We start from the raw sequence: 21075 nt of genomic DNA, 5'->3' as shown, positions 1-21075 counted from the left end.
GAATTGGATTAATGCGGTGATAAAAAAATGAAATAATTATACTGGTTTGATACAGTTATTAATCATTTGTTACAAATATTTCAGTATTTAATCATTTTGTAATATCTTCTAATGGGCACATACAGAGTGGTATATGTGGGGTTGTTACGTCGTCGTAAATATGCACAGATAATAATTTAATCGTTTTGTAATATTTTATTAATACACCTGTAATGATTTAGCTATTCATTTGCTGGTGAATTCTATGATAGGAATTTATGTATTATCAATCTTAAGTATATGAAAAAGTTTAGTGTATTAACAATAGCTATGCTATGTGTCTCAATTTTTACAATGGGACAGAACGAAGAGTTTAAACCAGGTGGGAAACCATTTATGAAAATTTTCACTAATTATAATGCGACATTTTCAGATGGAGAATCAGCTTCGGCTTTTGCTATCGAGAGGTTTTACCTTGGTTACGAATATGCTTTTAGCGAAAACTTATCAGCAAAAGCAAATTTCGATATTGGTGATCCTGGTGTAGGCAAACTGGAAATGACAGCCTACGTTAAAAATGCTTACCTGAAATACAAAGTAAGCAACCTGACCGTAAACTTCGGAATGATCTCAACTACTCAGTTTAAAGTACAAGAGGGAGCTTGGGGTTATCGTTATTTGGAGAAGTCATTTCAGGATGCATACAAGTTTAATGCAAGTGCTGACCTTGGGGTAAGTGTTGCATATAAATTTTGTGATGCTTTTAGCGCAGATTTCATCATTCAAAACGGTGAAGGATACAAGAAGCTGGAAGCCGACAGTACCTTTAGGTATGGACTTGGAGCGACTATTGAGCCAATTTCAAATTTAACAGGTCGGGTATACTACGACTTTAGTACAAAAGAAACAACTCAATCATCGATAGCAACATTTATTGGCTATGCAAACGATCAATTTTCTATAAGTGCCGAGTACATGAAACAGTTAAACGCAAGCTTTAACGAAGACCATGATTTGAATGGTGTTTCTCTTTATGCTACTGTAAATGCATCTAAAAAAGTGAAGTTCTTTGGTCGTTTTGATGATCTTTCATCGAATAATGACTGGAACCTTTCTAAAGATGGGCAATTGGTTCTTTTGGGTATTGAATATGCCCCGGTAAAAGGAGTCAAATTAGCGCCAAACTTTAGGAATTGGAATCCCGCAGATGATAACAAAGCTGCCAGCACTTCATTGTTCTTGAATTGTGAAATTAAATTTTAATCAATAAAGATCTAGTAATGAAAGTATTTCTATCCTTAGTTTTGGCAGTAGTTCTTTTAAGCGCCTGTCAAACATCAACAAAAAAAACAAGTGATTCAGGTGACAAAAAAGTAAGTCTAACCGCTGCTGGTGCGACTTTCCCACTACCATTTTATAATATGGTATTCAAAAACTACACATCAGAAACTGGGGTACTGGTAACTTACGGTGGAATTGGTTCTGGTGGTGGTATCCGCAGTTTAACTGATAAAGTGGTTGACTTTGGAGCAAGTGATGCCTATTTGAGCGACGAAAAAATGGCAGAGATGCCAGGAGAGGTGGTTCATATTCCTACCTGTATGGGTGCGGTTGTTATTGCTTATAATTTGCCAGGAGTTGATGGTTTAAAACTATCCAATGAGTTATTGGAAAAAATCTTCATGGGCGAAATTACTAAGTGGAACGATGCTGCCTTGAAGGCGAACAATCCCGGAGTAAGTTTACCAGATATGGAAATCACTTTTGTACATCGTTCAGACGGTAGTGGAACAACATACATTTTCAGTGACTACATGAGCAAAATCAGCAAAAAATGGGCTGATGAAGTTGGAACCGGAAAATCACTGAAGTGGCCTGTTGGTATGGGGGCAAAAGGTAATCCGGGAGTAGCCGGTACTGTCAGCCAAACTGAAGGTTCTATTGGTTATATCGGATCTGAATTTGCCTTTGCTCAAAAAATTCAAACGGCTAAAGTTCAAAACAGCAGTGGTGAATACATTGAACCAAGTATTGCTAGCATCAGTGCTGCAGCACAAGGTGAAATCCCTGCTGATACACGTGTTATGCTTACCAATTCTTCTAATCCCGCTTCGTATCCAATTTCAGGTTTTACCTGGATTATTCTTTACAAAGAGCAGGCTTACGACGGAAGATCACAGGCGCAAGCATTGGGAACTGTTGAATTCCTAAACTGGTTGATGGGTGAAGAGGCTCAAGCAGGCGCTTCCAAAGTACATTATGCTCCACTTCCTGAGGCTGCTGTTGCAAAAGCAAAAGAGATCCTGAAAAGCGTAACCTACGAAGGAAAACCACTATTGAAGTAAATTACGATTTTACGCAACTGAAAAATGAATAGTGACAAAATCACACGAATCGTTTTATTTTCAGTTTCAATATTAGTACTAATGTTGGCTGCAGGTATGGTATATTCCCTGGTGGGAGGTTCCATACCTGCTTTCAAAGCTTTTGGGCTGCGATTTATTTTCTCTGGAGAATGGGACCCTACTGAAGGGCAGGAAAAGTATGGTGCTTTGCCTTTTATTGTAGGAACGTTAATGACATCATTTGCAGCTCTTATTATTTGTTTGCCGTTGTCGTTTTCAACTTCCTTATTTTTAGGCGAATATTTTAGAGGAACCCGGATTGCCAGAATATTGGGATTATTGGTTGATTTATTAGCTGGAATCCCTTCAATTGTTTATGGATTATGGGGTTTTTACGTAATGCGCCCAATGTTAATTGATCTTGGATTTGGAGGACAAGGGTTTGGTATTTTTACTGCCAGCCTTATTTTGGCAATCATGATTATTCCTTATGCAACCTCGCTGAGCAATGAGATAATAACGATGGTTCCGAACGACTTAAAGGAAGCTGCATATTCATTGGGAGCAACCCGCCTGGAAGTGATAACATCTGTGATAATTCCAAACGCACGTTCAGGTATTGTGGCAGGTTATATTCTTGCTTTTGGACGCGCATTAGGCGAAACGATGGCTGTTACGATGCTTATCGGTAATACCAACTTTGTACCATCGAGCTTATTTTCAACCGGAAACTCGATGGCCAGTGTTATTGCAAATCAGTTTGGAGAAGCAGAAGGTTTAAAGTTGAGCTCATTGATTGCAATTGGCTTATTGCTTTTTGTAATTACGGGAATCGTGAACTGGATTGGAAAGATGATCATTAAAAAGATGAATTAATTCGCGTGGATACATTGAACATACATAAAAGCCAGGATCATTCGTCCAGGCGGATGTTGAAAGACAAGATTGTATTGGGCGTTGTAATTTTACTTTCGATTATTACGATCTCCCCAATCATACTTATTATCTCAAAATTGGTAGCTAAAGGCTACAAGCAAATAAGTCTTGAATTTCTGATACAAAATACTCCTGACACATATGAAGCAATGACTGCTGTGGCCAATGGAGAAACAATTCCCGGTGGTATTGCCAACGGAATTATTGGAACCTTGTTGATGGTTGTAGTTGCAGCGGTAATCGCTATTCCTGTAGGTGTATTGACGGGTATTTTTCTGTATGAAAATCAAGGGAAATTCATAGCCAATTTCACCCGGAATATTACGGATATATTGATGGGGGTACCATCCATTGTTCTCGGGCTGATTTCTTATTTGTGGATTGTGAAACATATCACCATGGGATATTCAGCATTGGCAGGAAGTGTTTCCTTATCAATCATGATGTTGCCTATGATTGTTCGTTCTACTGAAGAAACATTGAAGATGATACCTCAAACGTTAAAAGAGGCTGCTTTAGCATTGGGAGTGCCCTATCATAAAGTGATACTAAAGGTGCTGGTTCCTACAGGATTCAGTGGTTTGTTAACCGGAATACTATTGGGGATATCAAGAATATTGGGAGAAACAGCTCCACTGATGTTAACAGCTTTGGGAAGTTCAATTATTAATTTGGACATTACAAAACCAACCAGTGCAGTTCCCTTATTAATCTGGGAGTTTTACAATGATCCTAATATGATTGATTTAATTTGGAGTTCCTCCTTGTTGCTTATGGCAATTGTATTGATTCTTAATATAGTTTCGAAACAGATTGTCGCCAAAAGAAAATAGAAAATGACTAGCACAATAGCAGAAATAAAGAACCCGATCTTGTCAATTCGCGATTTGTCTATTGCTTACGACAAGAATTATGCGGTGAAAAATGTGTCGGTGGATATCAAAAAGAATGCTGTAACCGCAATTATGGGACCTTCTGGATGTGGAAAGAGCACCTTGTTGCGAGCATTGAACCGAATGCACGAGCTATACGAAAATATTAGCACAGAAGGTGAGGCTTTGTTGAATGGGAAGAACATCTATGATATGTCTGCAATTAAGTTGCGTCGGCATATGGGAATGGTTTTCCAGCGGCCAAATCCGTTTCCCACCATGAGCATTTACGATAATGTAATTGCTGGGTACAAATTAAATGGCATTCGCGTTAAGAAGAAAGAGAAAGACGAAATTGTTGAGCGTTCTTTGCGCGATGTAGCTTTATGGGATGAAGTTAAAGACTCATTATTCAAGAAAGGAACGTTTTTGTCAGGAGGACAACAACAGCGATTGTGCATTGCACGTGCGCTGGCTTTCAGTCCGGAAATAATTCTGATGGATGAACCTACTTCGGCGCTTGATCCGATTGCAACTTCAAAAGTTGAAGATCTTTTAGTAAAATTGAAAGAAAACTACAGTATAGTTTTGGTGACACATAATATGTCTCAAGCTGCACGTATATCAGATTATTCATTATTTATGTATCTTGGAGAGTTGGTTGAATATGGTAAAACAAAGAACATGTTTACCAATCCGGTTGATCCAAGAACAGAAGAATACCTTACCGGTAAATTCGGTTAATTGAATTTTAAAATTTCAGTCATGACGATCAAAAAGGATGATGCAATAACGAATATTATTTACGATTTCGAGAACCTTTCGAATATTGTTTTGGAACAACTCGATTACATGGAACACTTTATTACATCGGGTGATATTGTTGTATCAGATGAAGTGTCGGCTTACATTAAAAGGAACGAAAAAGAAATAGACAAGAAAGAGGTAAAACTTAGCGATAAGATAGTAAACACTATTGTTTTATATAAGCCTGTGGCTTCTGATCTTCGAAGGATAATTGCCTGTTACCGGATCGTTATTAGTTTGGAAAGAATTGGTGATCTGGTTGTAAACATTACTAATTTTATTCAAAAAATTAAAACGCCGGAAGTCTATGAAAAACTCCAGGAGGTTTTATCAAACATGACGATTCTGAGTATCAGAATGGTGAGGAAATCGTTGCTTTCGTTTTTAAATGATGACAAAGAGTTTGCAATTTGGACAATTAAAAATGATGTTGTTTTTGACGAAATCAACCATAAGTTAATGAAGAAAATATTGGCAAAAACGAATACGGCCGAAAGCAACAAGCATCTTCTTATGAGCATTGTTACCATTAAGGAAATGATGTCGAATATAGAGCGAATTGCAGATCATGCAACCAATATTGCAGAAGCTGCAATTTATTCCATTGAAGGGAAAGATGTCAGGCACCACAAATTGGAAGAATAATTATGGATTACACTCCGAGAATATTAGTAGTTGATGATGAGAAAGATCTCCGCGAGATTCTTCAGTTTAATTTATCGAGTGAAGGTTTTGAGATTGATGTCGCTGCTTCGGCAGAAGAGGCATTATCAAAACCGCTTGAAAATTATCACCTAATACTTTTGGATGTAATGATGTCTGGAATGTCAGGTTATAAAATGGCTGACATTGTTAGGAAAGAAAAACAATTAGGGGTTCCTATTATTTTTTTAACAGCTAAAAACGCTGAAAACGACCTGCTCACAGGATTTAATGTTGGAGGTGATGATTATATCATCAAACCTTTTTCAATCAAAGAGGTCATTGTTCGCATTAAAGCAGTTCTAAAAAGAGGCAAGCCAACTTCTACCCCCTCAACTACACTTGAATATGAAGGATTAAAGCTTGACATAAACAGAAAATCTGCAGCAATAGGTGATGAAGTTATCAAGCTAACCCGAAAAGAATTTGAGATACTTGCTTTGCTGATGAAGAACAGAGGTAAGTATATCAGTCGTCAGGAAATACTTAATCGGATTTGGAGCAATGATGTGATTGTTACCGAAAGAAATGTCGATGTAAACATCGCCAGGTTGAGAAAGAAAATTGGTGATTATGGCTCAGCCATACAGGGGCGGGCTGGTTATGGATATTGTTTTGAAAATTAATTGCATAACTTTTATATCGTACAAGTATTAATTTTTTAATTAAAAATATTCTCCGTGGTACTTAAAAGAAAAACATATCAGCAACGTATTTTTATATACTTCTTTGCTGCCTTCACGTTTTTGCTGATCTCCATTTTGGCATTTCAATATAAACGTGAAAAAGATTATCGTACAGCTCAGCTTGAAAATACCCTGGATAACTTTGCAGGGTTCACGCATCGATATATTGAGCATTACAAAGTCATGGAAAGTGGCAATTTTGCAAGGCTTGATACGGTTAAACATCTCGTCCCAGAAATAAATATTCGAATTACTGTAATTGATGTTAGGGGAAAGGTATTGTACGACAGTTTTGTCAAACAATATGATCAAATGGAGAACCATCTTTCCCGGGCCGAAGTACAAAAAGCATTGTATTCTCAGGTGGGTGGTAATATTCGTCACTCGGCAACTACCGGGCAGGATTTTTACTATTATGCCCGCAATTATGGTGACTATTTTGTAAGATGTGCTGTTGTCTACAATATTGAGGTTGAGAATTTTTTGAAGACTGAAAGGGTTTTCATCTTTTTTATGATCGCTCTTTTCTTTGTCATGTGGGGAATTTTGTTCCTGGTTACTCGAAGACTGGGAGAGTTTGTAAATAAATTGCGTGATTTTGCAATACGCGCTGGAAAGAACGAAGATATCGACCCGAATATAGATTTTGCAGATTCAGAATTTGGAGTAATCCGGAAGCAAATAGTTCAAATTTATGATCGTTTGAAGAAGGCAAAAGATGAGTTAACTGCTGAAAAGGAAAGATTAAATAACCACTTGCTTGCACTGAATGAAGGAATCGCTTTTTTTAAACCGAACAAAGAGAAAATACTGGCAAATAGCCATTTTATTCAATACATCAACTTGATTTCCGAACGTTCAACGATTTCAGCAGATTTACTGTTTGAAATCAGGGAGTTTAAACCAATTTTGAAACAGATTGAAAAAACGCTTAAGCCGGATATTGTGATCAACCCTAAAAGTTTACCACAATTCAGTACTACAGTTCATAAAAACGAAATGTACTTCAAAGTACAGGGAATCGTTTTTGCTGATAAGAGTTTTGAAATTTTGATTAGCGACATTACGCGGCCGGAGAAGAGGCGATTGCTGAAACAGCAATTAACTTCTAACATTGCTCATGAGTTGAAAACTCCATTGGCATCGGTAAAAGGTTACCTGGAAACAATCATGAATAACAAGAATCTTCCCAAAGAGAAGCAGGACTATTTTGTAGAACGGGCGTACCTTCAGAGTGAACGTTTAAATGCATTACTTAACGATATCTCCCTTCTTAACAACATAGAAGATGCAGGTGATTTATTTGAGTTTAAAGAAATTCATATTCGTCCGTTGGTGAATGATGTGATTGAAAATCTGGAATCGCGATTAAACGATAAAAACATCCTGGTGCAGCTGTTGGTAGACAAGAATGTTGTTGTCCAGGGAAATGATAGCTTGATCTCTTCTATTTTCCAGAACCTGATTGAAAATTCAATCAATTATGCAGGTGAAAATGTACAAATACAAATTAAGCAATACCTGGAGGATGATAAATTCTATTATTTCAGTTATGCCGATACTGGTAAAGGTATACCGGAAGAGCATCTTTCAAGAATCTTTGAGCGCTTTTATAGAATTGACGAAGGACGCACGAGAGAAAATGGAGGTACTGGTCTTGGACTTTCAATTGTGAAAAATGCTGTTCAACTTCATAAAGGAGAAGTTTCGGTTCGAAATCGTTCCGAAGGAGGATTAGAATTTCTATTTTCAATTGCCAAAGAATAGATTGCAAAGTTATTACTATATGTATCTGAAGTCCCGTAAGCTCTAGTTTGCGGGATTTTTTTTGTCTAAAAATCAACCACTTCCACTCAAGATTAAAGTAATAGTTGTGTTACCGTAATGTAACATAAGAGTAAATGAAGCTTAATCAACGTGTAACAATATACCTCGTAATTAGCTGCTGAAAACAAACGCGATTTATTGTGGACAGGACTTCTTTGGAACATATTTAATTCAGTCACTAATTAGCCTGCGAAAAAAGCTTCATTCTCATTGCTCTGATCTAAATGTCCCAAGTCTTTAAAACAATAGACCGATTAAAACCGGCGTGTATGCGTGTTGATTTTTGACTAGATATTATATAACAAATTTATGGGAACGAAAAGATTTATTCTGCTTAACATCCTGGTAAGTATTGCTATGCTTGCTTCTGCTCAAAACGGTACAATTAAAGGAACCGTTATTGATGCAAAATCCAACGAAACTCTTATTGGAGCATCGGTTTATTTAGAAGGTACAACGATTGGAACAATTACTGATTTTGATGGGAATTTTATTGTCCCCAAGATTCCTGCCGGTACATATACTGTTTTATGTTCTTTCATTTCATACGAAACTAAATCAGTTGAAAATATTACGATTACTGATGGTTCTGTTATCGACCTAAATTTCAGCCTTGGTGAATCAACTGTTGAAATTGAAGACGTTAAAGTGGTTGCAAAGGCTAATCGGGAATCGGAGTCAATGCTTTTACTGGAGCAAAAGAACTCTCTAGTAGCTACCCAAACTATTGGAGCTCAGGAAATCTCTCGAAAGGGGGTTAGTGATGCTGAAGGTGCTGTGACAAAAGTTTCAGGTATTTCAAAACAGGAAGGCGTGAAGAACGTGTTTGTCCGTGGTTTAGGTGACCGTTTCAACACAACTAGTTTAAATGGCTTTCCTGTACCTTCAGAAGATCCTGAGTATAAGAACATCTCGCTTGATTTCTTTTCATCGGACATTATTAAGGCTGTAGATGTAAATAAAGTATTTAATAGTGAAATGACCGGCGACGTTGGAGGAGCGGGAATTAACATTAACTCTAAAGAACTTGTTGGTAATTCAGAGTTGAAGATAGATGTTTCTACCTCAGCAAACTCCGAAACCTATGACAAGGATTTTCTTATCCCTGACGGTATTAGCAATTTTGGTTTTGCCCAAAATACAAACAGCCCAATGAGTGGTGAAACTTATGCATTCAGCAATTCACTAGACCCGTTGTCCCAGAGTTTTCAATTAGGAAAAAGCGTTGGTTTTTCTGGTGGAAAACGTTATGAGGTGGGAGCCAACCACAATCCATTAACATTTTATCTTATAGGGAGTTATTCGAGTGACTTTAGTTTCAGGGATGGTATAACCCGGCAAACAACAACCAACGGAACTATTTATCGTGATCAAAGCACTAAGGAATATGAGACGGAGTCATTGCATTTTGGAATGGCTAACCTAACATATCGGTTCAACAAATATAATCTCACCTATAATTTACTTGCTATACATACTGCAAAGGGAGGTCTAAGAGACGATTTTGGGATGGATGGAAATCCTTTTAATGGAAATTCCGAGAATAACTATTCAGGGTTGGTAAGACGCCAGCAAAACAACGACAATACCTTACTTGTATATCAATTACGTGTCAATCGGGAAATCAATAAAAGGTTGTCGGCTGATGCAGGTGTTGCTTTTAATTATACGGTTGGAAAAGAACCTGACAGACGTGTAAATTATTTAACGTATTTGGGAGATAAGAACATAGAACCTCTTAAGGGTGAAGGTTATCATCACCGTTATTTTGGAGAGTTAAAAGAAAGAGATTTAAATGCCAATGCAAAGGTTGTTTATAAACTAACTGACGATACAGATAATATTTCATCAGTAGAAGTTGGCTATATAGGACGTTTTTTAACTGATGAGTATAATGCCAGTGCCTGGGACAACAACTGGAGTAAAAGTCTGCCTCAATTAGATCTTGATAACTTTTCCCTAGACGAAATTTTCAACCAGGAAGGATATGCGGCGGGGAATTTCATAAACAAAAATTACAAAACATACAGGTATACTGTTAGTAAAATGGTTCAGTCGGTTTATTCGCAATTGAACTGTCAACTCGGACAAAACTTGGTGACAAATTTTGGCATAAAAGCAGATGATGTTCATATCGATTTAGATTATGACTTAGATGTGAAAGATCAAACCCCTGCAAAAACGAATTCAATTGATAAATTTTATATTCTGCCAAGTCTTAACTTGAAATACAGTCTGAATGAGAAAAACGCTCTAAGACTCGGTGCCAGCAGAACCTATACATTGCCACAATCCAAGGAAATCTCACCGATGCTTTATGAGGGGTCACAATGGAGTTCGCAGGGTAATAAGGATCTGGTTCCTTCAATCAATTACAATGTAGACTTAAAATGGGATTTTTACCTCACAGCTAAAGAATTGATTTCGGTTACTGCTTTTGGAAAGTTAATTCAAAAACCGATTTCAAAAGTTGAGATCAATGCTGCAAATGGCTATTTATCTTATGCCAATATTGCTGAAGAAGCTAAGCTGGCAGGTGTTGAAGTCGAAATCAGGAAAAATATCTTTTCAATATTGAATGAGGAAGGTAGCGATACAAAAAACCGGCTTAGTACTGGTATTAACTTTTCCTATATCAGCACAGGGGTAGAACTGAGTAACAAGAGTGGAAACTTACCACTTGATTTTACAAATGAAAAAACGGAATTGGAAGGAGCGTCACCTTACCTTGCCAATGCAGATATAACCTATCAATATAAAACTAATGATGTTGATATGACGACTTCAGTAGTGGTGAACTATTTTAGTGACCGCATCTACTCTGTCGGAGTAGGTGGCTATAAGGACGTTGAGGAAAACGGCCTAACCACAATCGACTTTATATCATCCTTCAAAATAAAACATAGGTGGGGGATAAAAATAAAGGCAAAAAACCTACTTGATCCGGAATTTCAATTAACACGCAAACCCAGCGGAGAAGATGCTGAAGCTGTTGTATTAAGCAGCTATAAAAAAGGCATTAGCTGTAGCCTTGGTCTATCATATGAATTTTAATAAACACATTAAATAATCATTTTTAATTAAAACTTACCAAAATGAAAAAGTTATTATTCGCTCTTTCTATTTTTGCAGTCCTTTTTGCTGGTTGTACAAAAGATGAAGAAGAAGGTCCAAGCGTAATTGAAACTAATGAATTGGCTGGAGATATTACTGTAGATACTCAGTTGGATGCTTCAATTACTTATAAATTGGCAGGAACCTTAAGTGTGAAAAGTGGTGCTACGTTGACCATTCCCGCAGGAACAACCATTAAAGCCAATAAAGGTTTTAGCAATTATCTTATTGTGGAACAAGGTGGTAAAATTATGGCTGAAGGTACTGCAAGTTCTCCTATTACCTTTACTTCAGCAGAGGCTAGTCCTGCTGCTGCTGACTGGGGTGGTATTTGGATTAACGGTTATGCTCCTATTTCAGGCGGTGGAACTGGTACTGCTGAAGTTGATGCTACACTTCCTTACGGAGGAGACGATCCAGCCGATAACTCAGGTATTCTTAAATATGTTGTTATTGCTTATTCAGGTGCCCAGTCAAGTGAAAATGTTGAGCACAATGGTTTAACCTTGGATGCTGTTGGTAATGGTACTGTAATTGAAAACATCTACATCTACGATGGTGCAGATGATGCAGTAGAGTTCTTCGGTGGAACAGTAAATGTAAAAAACCTTTTGGCTGTGAACTGTGACGACGATTGTTTCGACGTAACACAGGGATGGAGTGGTACTTTGGATAATGCATATGGAGTATGGGAACCTGGGTATTCAAGTACAGAATCTGATCCTCGCGGTATTGAATCTGATGGTAACTTAGACGGAAACTATCCAGATCAATCTGGACAATCAAACTTCACAATGTCCAATATTACCATCAAAAATGCCTCTGGTTATTTGATGGAAGATGGTATCAAAGTACGTCGTGGTGCTACTGCTACTATCACCAATGCTTTGCTTATCGGTGGTACCGCTAAAGACCTGATCGATGTTACAGATAGCAAAGGTGATGCAACTACTTCCACTTCCATCAGTCTTACTATTGAAAAAGCTGCAAGTACATCACATGATATTCATGCAAATGAAACGTACAACAATGTTGCTTTTGCATCCGGAAATACAGGTGCTAATACATCTGCTTTCTCTTGGACTGGGTATGATTTTTCAAGTGATGAAACAGAAGAAATTAGTGGTGACGTTACTGAAGATATGAGATTGAACGCTCTTTATACCTATACTTTGAATGGTACTTTAAGTGTTAAAGACGGTGCAACTTTATCTATTCCTGCCGGAACAATGATCAAAGCAACAAAAGGTTTTAGCTCATACCTAATCGTTGAGCAAGGTGGTAAAATCATGGCAGAAGGTACTGCTGAAGCGCCTATTACCTTTACTTCTGCAGAAGCCAGCCCTGCAGCAGCTGATTGGGGTGGTATCTGGATTAACGGTTATGCTCCTATTTCAGGTGGTGGTACCGGTACTTCTGAAGTAGATGCTACGCTTCCTTATGGTGGTTCTGACACTGCAGACAACTCAGGTGTATTAACATATGTCAATATTTTCTATTCTGGAGCTCAGTCAAGCGAAAGCGTAGAGCACAATGGTTTAACCCTTGATGCAGTTGGTAATGGTACCGTAATTGAGAACATCTTCGTTAAGGATGGTGCTGATGACGCTGTTGAATTCTTCGGAGGAACAGTTAATGTTAAAAACTTTTTAGCTGTTAACTGTGATGACGACATGTTTGACGTAACTCAAGGATGGAGTGGTACTTTGGATAACGCATATGGTGTTTGGGAACCTGGATACACAAGTTCAGAATCTGATCCTCGCGGTATTGAATCTGATGGAAATTTAGACGGAAACTTCCCGGATCAAACCGGACAATCAGACTTTACGATGAGTAATATTACGATTGTAAATAACTCTGACTACCTGATGGAAGATGGTATCAAAGTTCGTCGTGGTGCTAACGCTACTATCATCAATGCTTTAATTATTGGTGGTGAAGCAAAAGACATCATTGATGTTACAGATAGTAAAGGCGATGCCACCACAACTACAGCAATTAGCCTGACTGTTGACGGAACAACTTTCACTTCGAATGAGATCCATAATAATGAAACTTATTCGAACGTAGTAATCGAAGCTGGAAATACAGGTGCTTCTACTTCAGAATTCAGTTGGACTGGATACAGCTTCTAATCTAATCATTACGATTATTATAAAATTGAAGTTTTAAGCAGGCTTCAATACCCGTAAATTTGAAAAGCCCTGGTCATCGACCAGGGCTTTCTTTCTATACTATCTATGTGTATATTTTTTAATAATTGAGTGAGATAATCTTTCCTGGCTCGAACGTTGAACTGTATACTACCGGATCTTTGATTACTTCTTTCGCTTTTTCAATTCCCTTGTCATTTTTAATAGCAGAGCGAATTGCACCTTTTTGATAATAAAATCTGGAAACGATTTCGTCGGTTAGCATCTCAACGATTTCCTCTTTAAATTGCTCGATATCCTTGTTCAGCTCATGTCCGATTTTAGCTTTTAATTGATCAAATTCCCCTTTCGCAATAGAATAATACTTTTCTTCTTTTGCAGTTTCCATCAATTCATTAAAAATTTCTTCTGTTTGTGATTTATAGGAGAATCCTTTTTCATTCACATACTGCTTAAAACTAGTAAATATGTCATCAGTAATTTCAAATTCCTCGGGCTCAGGAATAGATTTGTGTTCGCTTGCATACTTTGTTGCAAAATCAAAAATCATAAAATCACGCACCAAGTGAATACTTAAACTACTTAACTGATCCAGATCAATTTTCACATCCGGCACAACACCTCCACCATCGTATACTTTACGACCTTTTTTAGTGGTGAATTCTGAAATTAGTGAATCCGGAACACTGCCAACACTACCATCTTCATTTCGATGGGAATAATCTAAAGCCTGGATACATCTGCCACTGGGGATATAATATTTTGCTGTTGTAACTTTTAGTTGTGTGTTGTAACTCAACTCACGGGTGGTTTGTACCAGACCTTTCCCAAATGTGCGGGTTCCAATAATGACACCCCTGTCCAGGTCTTGAATAGCACCGGCCACAATTTCTGAGGCAGAAGCTGATCCTCTGTTCACAAGCACTGCAATTGGCATAACGGTATCAACAGGCTGTTCTGTTGCTTTGTAAACTTTATCCCATTGTTTTACTTTTCCACGAGTGCTAACAATTTCTTCTCCCTTTGGCACAAAAAGATTGACAATATTTATCGCTTCAATTAGCAGGCCTCCAGGGTTGGAGCGTAAATCAAGCACCAATGATTTGGCGCCCTTTTGTTCTTTTAGTTCGATGAAAGCCTTTTTTACTTCATCACCACAATCTTTGGTAAAGTTTGAAAGTCGAATATAACCGATCTTGTCGTCCAGCATTCCATAAAATGGAACAGCATTAATTTGTATTTTCTCACGAACGATGTCAATTTCCTGTGGTTTCTTTTCGCCGTAGCGTTTAACCTTTACATTGACCACCTTATTTGCCGGTCCCTTCAATAGATTACTAACGTCCTCAGTTGACATGTTGTTAGTTTCTTTTCCTGAAACTTCTATAAGGACATCGCCAGCTTTAAGTCCTGATTTTTGGGCAGGAAATCCTTCGTAAGGTTCAGCAATTACAACTTCATCGCCATGCTTACTAATTAGCGCCCCAATACCAGCATATTCACCTGTTGTCATGAACCTGAAATCTTCCATGTCTGACTCAGGAATATAGTTGGTGTAAGGATCCAGCGATTGAAGCATTTCATCAATACTGGTTTTAACTAAATCGTTCGGGTTTATTTCATCTACATAGAATAAGTTCAACTCCCTGAAAAGGGTGTAGTAAATATCCAGGTTCTTATCTATTTGGAATAGTTTCTCGTCGCGATTAAAACTAAACAGCAGTAGGCAAACGACCAATACTCCTCCAAGAGCAATTCCTATGTTCCGTTTTCTATTAAATTTCATAGCATTCATTTTTCAAACTCAACCAACAAAAGTAATAAAGCTTCACATTTATTATACCATTCTTTTGGGGTAATTAGTTAATTAATCTTAATTGGCATTACAGCTTGTCTCACATTGCCTAATTATTTGAAAATTCTGGTTTGATGAAAAATGTTGAATAATTTTACGATAAGTATTTTATTATAACTATAGAAAGTGTAGTTTTGGTCCGCAATTCATTACCCCTGTTACTATGACAAAATTTGCGTTACTATTGATTGTTTTTTTGGCCTTTTATGTATGCCATGGACAAACTAATTTTGAGAAAGGTTATTTTATCACCAATCAAGGTGAAAGGATTGAATGCCTTATAAAAAACCTTGATTGGGAGAATAATCCAGAGGGATTTAAATATAAGCTCAATCGTGGTAGTGATAATCAAAAGGCTGTTATCGATTCGGTGCTCGAATTTGGAATTTATAACCGTTCAGTATATAAAAGATTTGTTGTTGATATAGATCGATCAAGACCAGAGCTTACAGAGTTAAGCAATCAACGTCGTGCAATTTTTCAAAAGGAGATACTTTTTCTTAAAGCGTTAATTGAAGGAGATGCAAACTTATATTTTTATAAAGACGACAATATTCGACGATACTTCTATCAATTTGGTCAAACTGATGCCGTTCAATTGGTGCATAAGAGTTATCTGAATCCGGAAGGTAAGGTGGGGACAAACAATCGTTTTCGACAACAATTATTTACCTCGCCACTGGGAGAATGTATCCCCCCTGAAAAAGTAGATAACATTCCTTACAAAAGGGATGAATTATTAGCTGTTTTTAAAGAATACAATAAGAAAAATGGATCAACAAAATATGACGTCACTTCCAATACGAAAAAAGAATTGTTTCATATTTCCATTCGGCCGGGGCTTCAGACTTCTCAATTGCGGGTGAAAAATTCAATGAATGAATTTAAATATGCGGAGTTTGAAGCAAATTCTTCTGTCAATATCGGGGTTGAGACCGAATTTATATTGCCTTTTAGGAACAATAAATGGTCGGTAATATTAGAACCGAGTTACCAACGATTCAAGTCCAAAGCATTAATTCCATATACTTATCAAGCTCAGGTTGAACAAGTCTCTGTTGATTTTCAGTCAATTGACGCACTGGTTGGTTTACGCCATTATTGGTATTTGAATAATTCCAATAAGTTATTTGCTAATGCCGGATGGGTATATCCAATTTATAAAAAAGGGCAAATGCTTTTTGAACGATCCAGAGACTTAGATTTGTATTCCATTTGTAATGTGGTTTTAGGAGTGGGTGGTACTATTAATAATAGGTATACCGTTGAACTCCGATATGCTTCGGATCGGGAAATTTTAAGTAGGTATGTGACCTGGAGATCCAATTTCCAGTGCGTATCCGTTGTTTTTGGTTGCAGAATTATATAATCAGCTTACTGTTTTATTTCAGTTATGAACCTCCACTTTTTACTTACCCATGGTTCGCCTGCATAATCGATTCCAATGCGGGGCGTTGATTTGAAGTTGCTGATTGGTTCTGCATCTTCAATCCAAAGCCGATTGGATATTTCCAGGTTTTCGCCGTAGAAAGATTGGTCAAGTTGTAATTCGCGGCCCAATTTGCCGGGGCCGTTATATCCTTCAATTCCACGAATTAACACTGCGGAAGCACTTTTTTGATCTTCGGTAACAAAATTGAGTAACCAATACATCCCATAAATTAAGTAGACATAGACTAACCCGCCTGGTTGAAACATGACTTCGGTTCGTTTGGTTTGTCCTTTGCTGGAATGACAAGCCAAATCCATTTGACCGCAATACGCTTCAGTTTCTGTAATTCGGTATCGACGAATATCTCCATTAGAAAACCTTCGAACAAGAGTTTTTCCAAGGAGTTCTTGAGCAACGAGCACAGTGTCTCTTTGAAAGAATTCAGATTTTAACCGGATTTCAGATTCATTCATATTACGAATATATAAATTAGTATTTTAGGTTTGCCATTATCCTGAAATCGGGCATTTCAACCTGTTTTTTATATCTTTCAAAAAACTCGCGACTCGCGACTCGTAACTCGAAACGCTTCCATCTTGTAAATCTTTGTGTTAATTTTCTTTTTCACAGTATTTTCTGTTTGGTTTTTAAGAAAAAAGAAATACTTTTGCAGTCCCGATTATTGTCCGTACTTGCAGTTCTTATAATTTATTGATAATGTTGAAGGTAGTAAGGTTATCAACATGCCCGATGTTAATAACTCGAAATCTCCTAACAGATTGAAATGTAAGTTTTTGCAGCTTTTAGTGTTTAATTAAAAAAAATTTGAGCAAGTGGATACCTTAACTTATAAAACCGTTTCAGCCAATAGTGCGACGGTAAATAAAGAATGGGTTGTTATTGATGCAACAGATATGGTACTTGGCCGTTTGGCAAGTGCTGTTGCTAAAATGTTGAGAGGGAAACATAAACCCAACTTTACCCCTCATGTGGATTGCGGTGATAATGTAATTGTTATCAATGCAGAGAAAGTAAAACTAACAGGTAATAAGTTGAATGACAAAATTTACCTGCGCTATTCAGGATATCCTGGTGGTCAACGTTCACAAACTCCATCGGAGATTTTGGCAAAATATCCTGAACGTTTAGTTGAAAAAGCGGTAAAAGGTATGTTACCTAAAAACCGTTTGGGACGTAAGGTTTACGGAAATATGAAAGTATACGTAGGCCCTGAGCACAAACAAGAAGCTCAGAACCCAAAAGTAATTGATTTAAATACGATTAAATTATAACAATGGAAGTAGTAAACACCTTAGGACGTAGAAAAAGCGCCGTTGCTCGTATTTATGTAAGCGAGGGCAAAGGAAAAATTACCATTAATAAAAGGGAATTGAATGAGTATTTCCCAAATGGTACACTACAGTATATTGTTATGCAACCATTGAACCTTCTGGGAGTCGCTGATCAATATGATATTAAAGTAACCCTAGATGGTGGTGGTATTAAAGGACAAGCTGAAGCTGTGCGCCTGGCGATTTCCAGGGCAATGGTTGAAATCAATGCTGATTCAAAATCAGAATTGAAAAAAGCTGGGTTCATGACTCGTGACCCACGTGAAGTGGAACGTAAGAAGCCAGGACAACCAAAAGCACGTAAACGCTTCCAGTTCTCAAAACGTTAATATTTTTTATTCAAATAACTGTGGATCTGAAACCACTGAGACTCCCCCAATTGGACGGACTACTCAGAGGTTGCTTTTCAACAAATTATTTCAAAAAGTAAAAAGATGCCAAGAACAAATTTTCAAGAATTATTGGATGCAGGCGTTCACTTTGGACACCTGAAAAGAAAGTGGAATCCGAACATGGCTCCTTACATTTTTATGGAGAAAAACGGAATTCACATTATCGACCTTCAAAAAACAGTTGTAAAAATTGATGAAGCTGCTGCTGCATTGAAGCAGATTGCCAAATCGGGCCGCAAGATTTTATTTGTTGCTACCAAAAAGCAAGCAAAAGAAATCGTTGCTGATTTAGTTGGCGCTGTGAACATGCCTTACGTTGTTGAACGTTGGCCTGGTGGTATGCTTACTAACTTCCCAACCATCCGTAAAGCGGTGAAGAAAATGATCTCCATCGACAAAATGATGAAAGACAATAGTTGGGATAACTTGTCAAAACGCGAAAAGTTGCAAATTACCCGTCAACGTGCCAAGCTGGAAAAAATCTTAGGTAGTATCTCTGATTTGACCCGTCTTCCTGCTGCATTGTTTGTGGTTGATGTATTGAAAGAAAAAATCGCTGTTCGTGAAGCTCAAAAATTAGGTATCCCCGTATTTGCAATGGTTGATACTAACTCTGAACCACAAGGGTTGGATTTCATCATTCCTGCAAACGATGATGCTTCACAATCTATCCGTTTGGTTGTTCGCTTAATGACTGATGCTGTTGCTGAAGGATTAAATGAACGTAAAGTTGAGCGTGAAAAAGATGATTCTGACAATGCTCCTAAAAAATCCAAAGGCAAAAAAGCAGATGCTAAAAAATCTGCAGCTAAGGTAGAGGAAGAAATTGAAGTAGAAGTTGAAACGGAAGTGGAAGCTGACGATTCAGAAGAATAAATTGTTGACCAAAAATAAAAATATATAATTATGGCAATTACTGCTGCAGATGTAATGAAGTTGCGTAAAGCAACAGGCGCAGGCATGATGGATTGCAAAAAAGCACTTACTGATGCCGATGGCGATTTTGATGGCGCTATTCAAATTATCCGTGAAAAAGGAAAACTGGTAGCAAGCAAACGTTCTGACAGAGAAGCTTCAGAAGGTGTAGCACTTGCAAAAGTAAGTGATGATAATAAATTCGGTGCAATCGTAGTATTGAACTGTGAAACAGATTTCGTTGCTAAAAACGATGATTTCGTAAAAACTACTGCAAGTTTTGCTGAAAAAGCAATTGAAGGAAAACCAGCTGATTTGGATGGTTTGAAAGCAATCGAGCTTGACGGTCGTACTATTGCAGACCATGTTACTGAACAAACAGGTGTTATCGGTGAGAAAATTGAGCTTTCTTTCTTTGCGAAGATAGAAGCTGAATACGTTATCGGTTACATTCACCCAGGAAATAAATTAGCCACTTTGGTTGGATTTAATAAAGGTGGATTTGATGCACAGGTAGCAAAAGATGTTGCGATGCAAGTTGCAGCAATGAGCCCAGTTGCGGTTGATAAGCAAAATGTTTCTCAGGAAGTTATCGATAAAGAATTGGAAATTGCAAAAGAAAAATTCCGTCAGGAAGGAAAACCCGAAGCAATGTTGGATAAGATTGCACAAGGTTCTTTGAATAAATTCTTTAAAGAGAGTACTTTATTGAACCAAGCATTTGTAAAAGACAACAAACAAACTGTAAAAGATTATCTTGCTTCTGTAGATAAAGATCTTACAGTAACAGAGTTTGTTCGTTTTGCTCTTTCTGAATAAGAATATATTTAGACTTATATAATTAAAACCTGCGTGGACCTTCCATGCAGGTTTTTTTGTTATTATACTTTAGTGTTGGGCATGCTCCTGCATCTTTATTATTTTTGTAATTCTAAACAAGCAACATGGAAATCATAACTTCTTTTGAATTAACTACAATCCAATGGGTTTTAATGGCTGCTTGCGGAATGCTAATTGGCATGTCAAAAGTAGGAGTGCCCGGTGTTTCTTTGATTGTTGTTCCTACCCTTGCTTTTATATTTGGAGGAAAGCTTTCAACGGGAGTTTTGTTACCAATTCTAATGATGGCAGATGTTTTTGGTGTGGGGTATTATCGAAGACATGCTGAGTGGAAATACCTTTTTAAAATACTGCCTTGGGCGTTTATTGGAGTCGGATTAGCCTTATGGGTTGGCGAAATTGTAAACGACGAGCAGTTTAAAGATATAATTGCCATCCTTGTTTTTGTATGCATCGGGTTAATGCTGTGGAGGGATCGACGTAAAGGAGCATCGTTTTTCCCTGATAGTTGGTGGTTTGCTGCTTCTATGGGAGTTTTAGGTGGCTTTGCTACAATGATAGGGAATGTTGCAGGACCAATTTTTGCAATCTATTTATTGGCAATGCATCTTCCCAAGAATAACTTTATTGGTACATCGGCTTGGTTCTTTCTGATTATTAATATTTCAAAGTTCCCATTGCACTTTTTTATTTGGAAAACCATTAGTGCTTCGAGTTTGATGCTTGATTTGATGACACTTCCAGCAATTGCATTAGGGGCATTCCTGGGAGTTTTGCTGGTTAAAAAGATCAATGAACGGATGTACCGGGCTTTTGTGATCGTAATCACTGCGCTATCGGCATTCTTGTTATTAATTTGAGATTT

18 protein-coding genes are annotated in these 21075 nt (G+C 37.5%); 16 read left to right on the top strand and 2 right to left on the bottom strand.

Going from position 1 to position 21075, the window contains the following annotated elements:
- Nucleotides 1–279: 279 nt before the first annotated feature.
- The 10 genes from ACUNWD_RS14510 to ACUNWD_RS14465 all read left to right on the top strand — a co-directional run bounded on the left by ACUNWD_RS14510 (nucleotide 280) and on the right by ACUNWD_RS14465 (nucleotide 13406).
- A complete protein-coding gene (locus ACUNWD_RS14510) occupies nucleotides 280–1242 on the top strand; it encodes a porin (protein WP_445588549.1) in 963 nt (320 codons plus the stop codon).
- Nucleotides 1243–1259: 17 nt separating this feature from the next.
- Complete coding sequence (pstS, locus tag ACUNWD_RS14505) at nucleotides 1260–2324, top strand: phosphate ABC transporter substrate-binding protein PstS (RefSeq protein ID WP_445588548.1); 1065 nt, start codon at nucleotides 1260–1262, stop codon at nucleotides 2322–2324.
- 24 nt (nucleotides 2325–2348) lie between these two features.
- Nucleotides 2349–3200, top strand: coding sequence for a phosphate ABC transporter permease subunit PstC (gene pstC / locus ACUNWD_RS14500; protein ID WP_445588547.1), 852 nt, complete (start codon nucleotides 2349–2351; stop codon nucleotides 3198–3200).
- A 5-nt stretch (nucleotides 3201–3205) separates the two neighbouring features.
- Nucleotides 3206–4093 (top strand): phosphate ABC transporter permease PstA, encoded by an 888-nt coding sequence (gene pstA, locus ACUNWD_RS14495; protein ID WP_445588546.1) that lies wholly within the window; start codon nucleotides 3206–3208, stop codon nucleotides 4091–4093.
- Nucleotides 4094–4096: 3 nt separating this feature from the next.
- Entirely contained in the window at nucleotides 4097–4876 is a 780-nt protein-coding gene (pstB, locus tag ACUNWD_RS14490; protein WP_445588545.1) for a phosphate ABC transporter ATP-binding protein PstB, read from the top strand.
- A gap of 21 nt (nucleotides 4877–4897) precedes the next feature.
- A complete protein-coding gene (locus ACUNWD_RS14485; protein ID WP_445588544.1) occupies nucleotides 4898–5584 on the top strand; it encodes a phosphate signaling complex PhoU family protein in 687 nt (228 codons plus the stop codon).
- Nucleotides 5585–5586: 2 nt separating this feature from the next.
- Entirely contained in the window at nucleotides 5587–6267 is a 681-nt protein-coding gene (locus ACUNWD_RS14480; protein ID WP_445588543.1) for a response regulator transcription factor, read from the top strand.
- Between the two features lie 54 nt (nucleotides 6268–6321).
- On the top strand, nucleotides 6322–8094 hold the full coding sequence (locus tag ACUNWD_RS14475) for an ATP-binding protein (RefSeq protein ID WP_445588542.1): 1773 nt from the start codon (nucleotides 6322–6324) through the stop codon (nucleotides 8092–8094).
- Nucleotides 8095–8463: 369 nt separating this feature from the next.
- Nucleotides 8464–11208 (top strand): TonB-dependent receptor domain-containing protein, encoded by a 2745-nt coding sequence (locus ACUNWD_RS14470; RefSeq protein WP_445588541.1) that lies wholly within the window; start codon nucleotides 8464–8466, stop codon nucleotides 11206–11208.
- A 41-nt stretch (nucleotides 11209–11249) separates the two neighbouring features.
- Nucleotides 11250–13406 (top strand): hypothetical protein, encoded by a 2157-nt coding sequence (locus tag ACUNWD_RS14465; protein WP_445588540.1) that lies wholly within the window; start codon nucleotides 11250–11252, stop codon nucleotides 13404–13406.
- A gap of 118 nt (nucleotides 13407–13524) precedes the next feature.
- On the opposite strand, the gene ACUNWD_RS14460 is transcribed toward ACUNWD_RS14465, so the two are convergent.
- Nucleotides 13525–15210, bottom strand: a complete 1686-nt coding sequence (locus tag ACUNWD_RS14460) for a S41 family peptidase (RefSeq protein WP_445588539.1) — start codon at nucleotides 15208–15210, stop codon at nucleotides 13525–13527.
- 232 nt (nucleotides 15211–15442) lie between these two features.
- Here ACUNWD_RS14460 and ACUNWD_RS14455 point away from each other — a divergent pair, with 232 nt between their 5' ends.
- Entirely contained in the window at nucleotides 15443–16648 is a 1206-nt protein-coding gene (locus ACUNWD_RS14455) for a hypothetical protein (protein ID WP_445588538.1), read from the top strand.
- A gap of 5 nt (nucleotides 16649–16653) precedes the next feature.
- On the opposite strand, the gene ACUNWD_RS14450 is transcribed toward ACUNWD_RS14455, so the two are convergent.
- Complete coding sequence (locus ACUNWD_RS14450) at nucleotides 16654–17184, bottom strand: DNA-3-methyladenine glycosylase (protein WP_445588537.1); 531 nt, start codon at nucleotides 17182–17184, stop codon at nucleotides 16654–16656.
- Nucleotides 17185–17544: 360 nt separating this feature from the next.
- Here ACUNWD_RS14450 and rplM point away from each other — a divergent pair, with 360 nt between their 5' ends.
- The 5 genes from rplM (at nucleotide 17545) to ACUNWD_RS14425 (ending at nucleotide 21070) form a co-directional block, all read left to right on the top strand.
- Nucleotides 17545–18003, top strand: coding sequence for a 50S ribosomal protein L13 (rplM, locus tag ACUNWD_RS14445; protein ID WP_445588536.1), 459 nt, complete (start codon nucleotides 17545–17547; stop codon nucleotides 18001–18003).
- A gap of 2 nt (nucleotides 18004–18005) precedes the next feature.
- Nucleotides 18006–18392 (top strand): 30S ribosomal protein S9, encoded by a 387-nt coding sequence (gene rpsI / locus ACUNWD_RS14440; protein WP_445588535.1) that lies wholly within the window; start codon nucleotides 18006–18008, stop codon nucleotides 18390–18392.
- Between the two features lie 105 nt (nucleotides 18393–18497).
- Nucleotides 18498–19331: a 30S ribosomal protein S2 gene (gene rpsB, locus ACUNWD_RS14435; protein ID WP_445588534.1), complete on the top strand. Its 834-nt coding sequence runs from the start codon at nucleotides 18498–18500 to the stop codon at nucleotides 19329–19331.
- A gap of 30 nt (nucleotides 19332–19361) precedes the next feature.
- Entirely contained in the window at nucleotides 19362–20189 is an 828-nt protein-coding gene (gene tsf, locus ACUNWD_RS14430) for a translation elongation factor Ts (RefSeq protein WP_445588533.1), read from the top strand.
- Between the two features lie 125 nt (nucleotides 20190–20314).
- On the top strand, nucleotides 20315–21070 hold the full coding sequence (locus ACUNWD_RS14425; RefSeq protein ID WP_445588532.1) for a sulfite exporter TauE/SafE family protein: 756 nt from the start codon (nucleotides 20315–20317) through the stop codon (nucleotides 21068–21070).
- Nucleotides 21071–21075 lie beyond the last annotated feature (5 nt).

Source organism: Sunxiuqinia sp. A32 (assembly GCF_052690465.1).
This window is presented reverse-complemented; position numbering and strand designations above follow the sequence as displayed.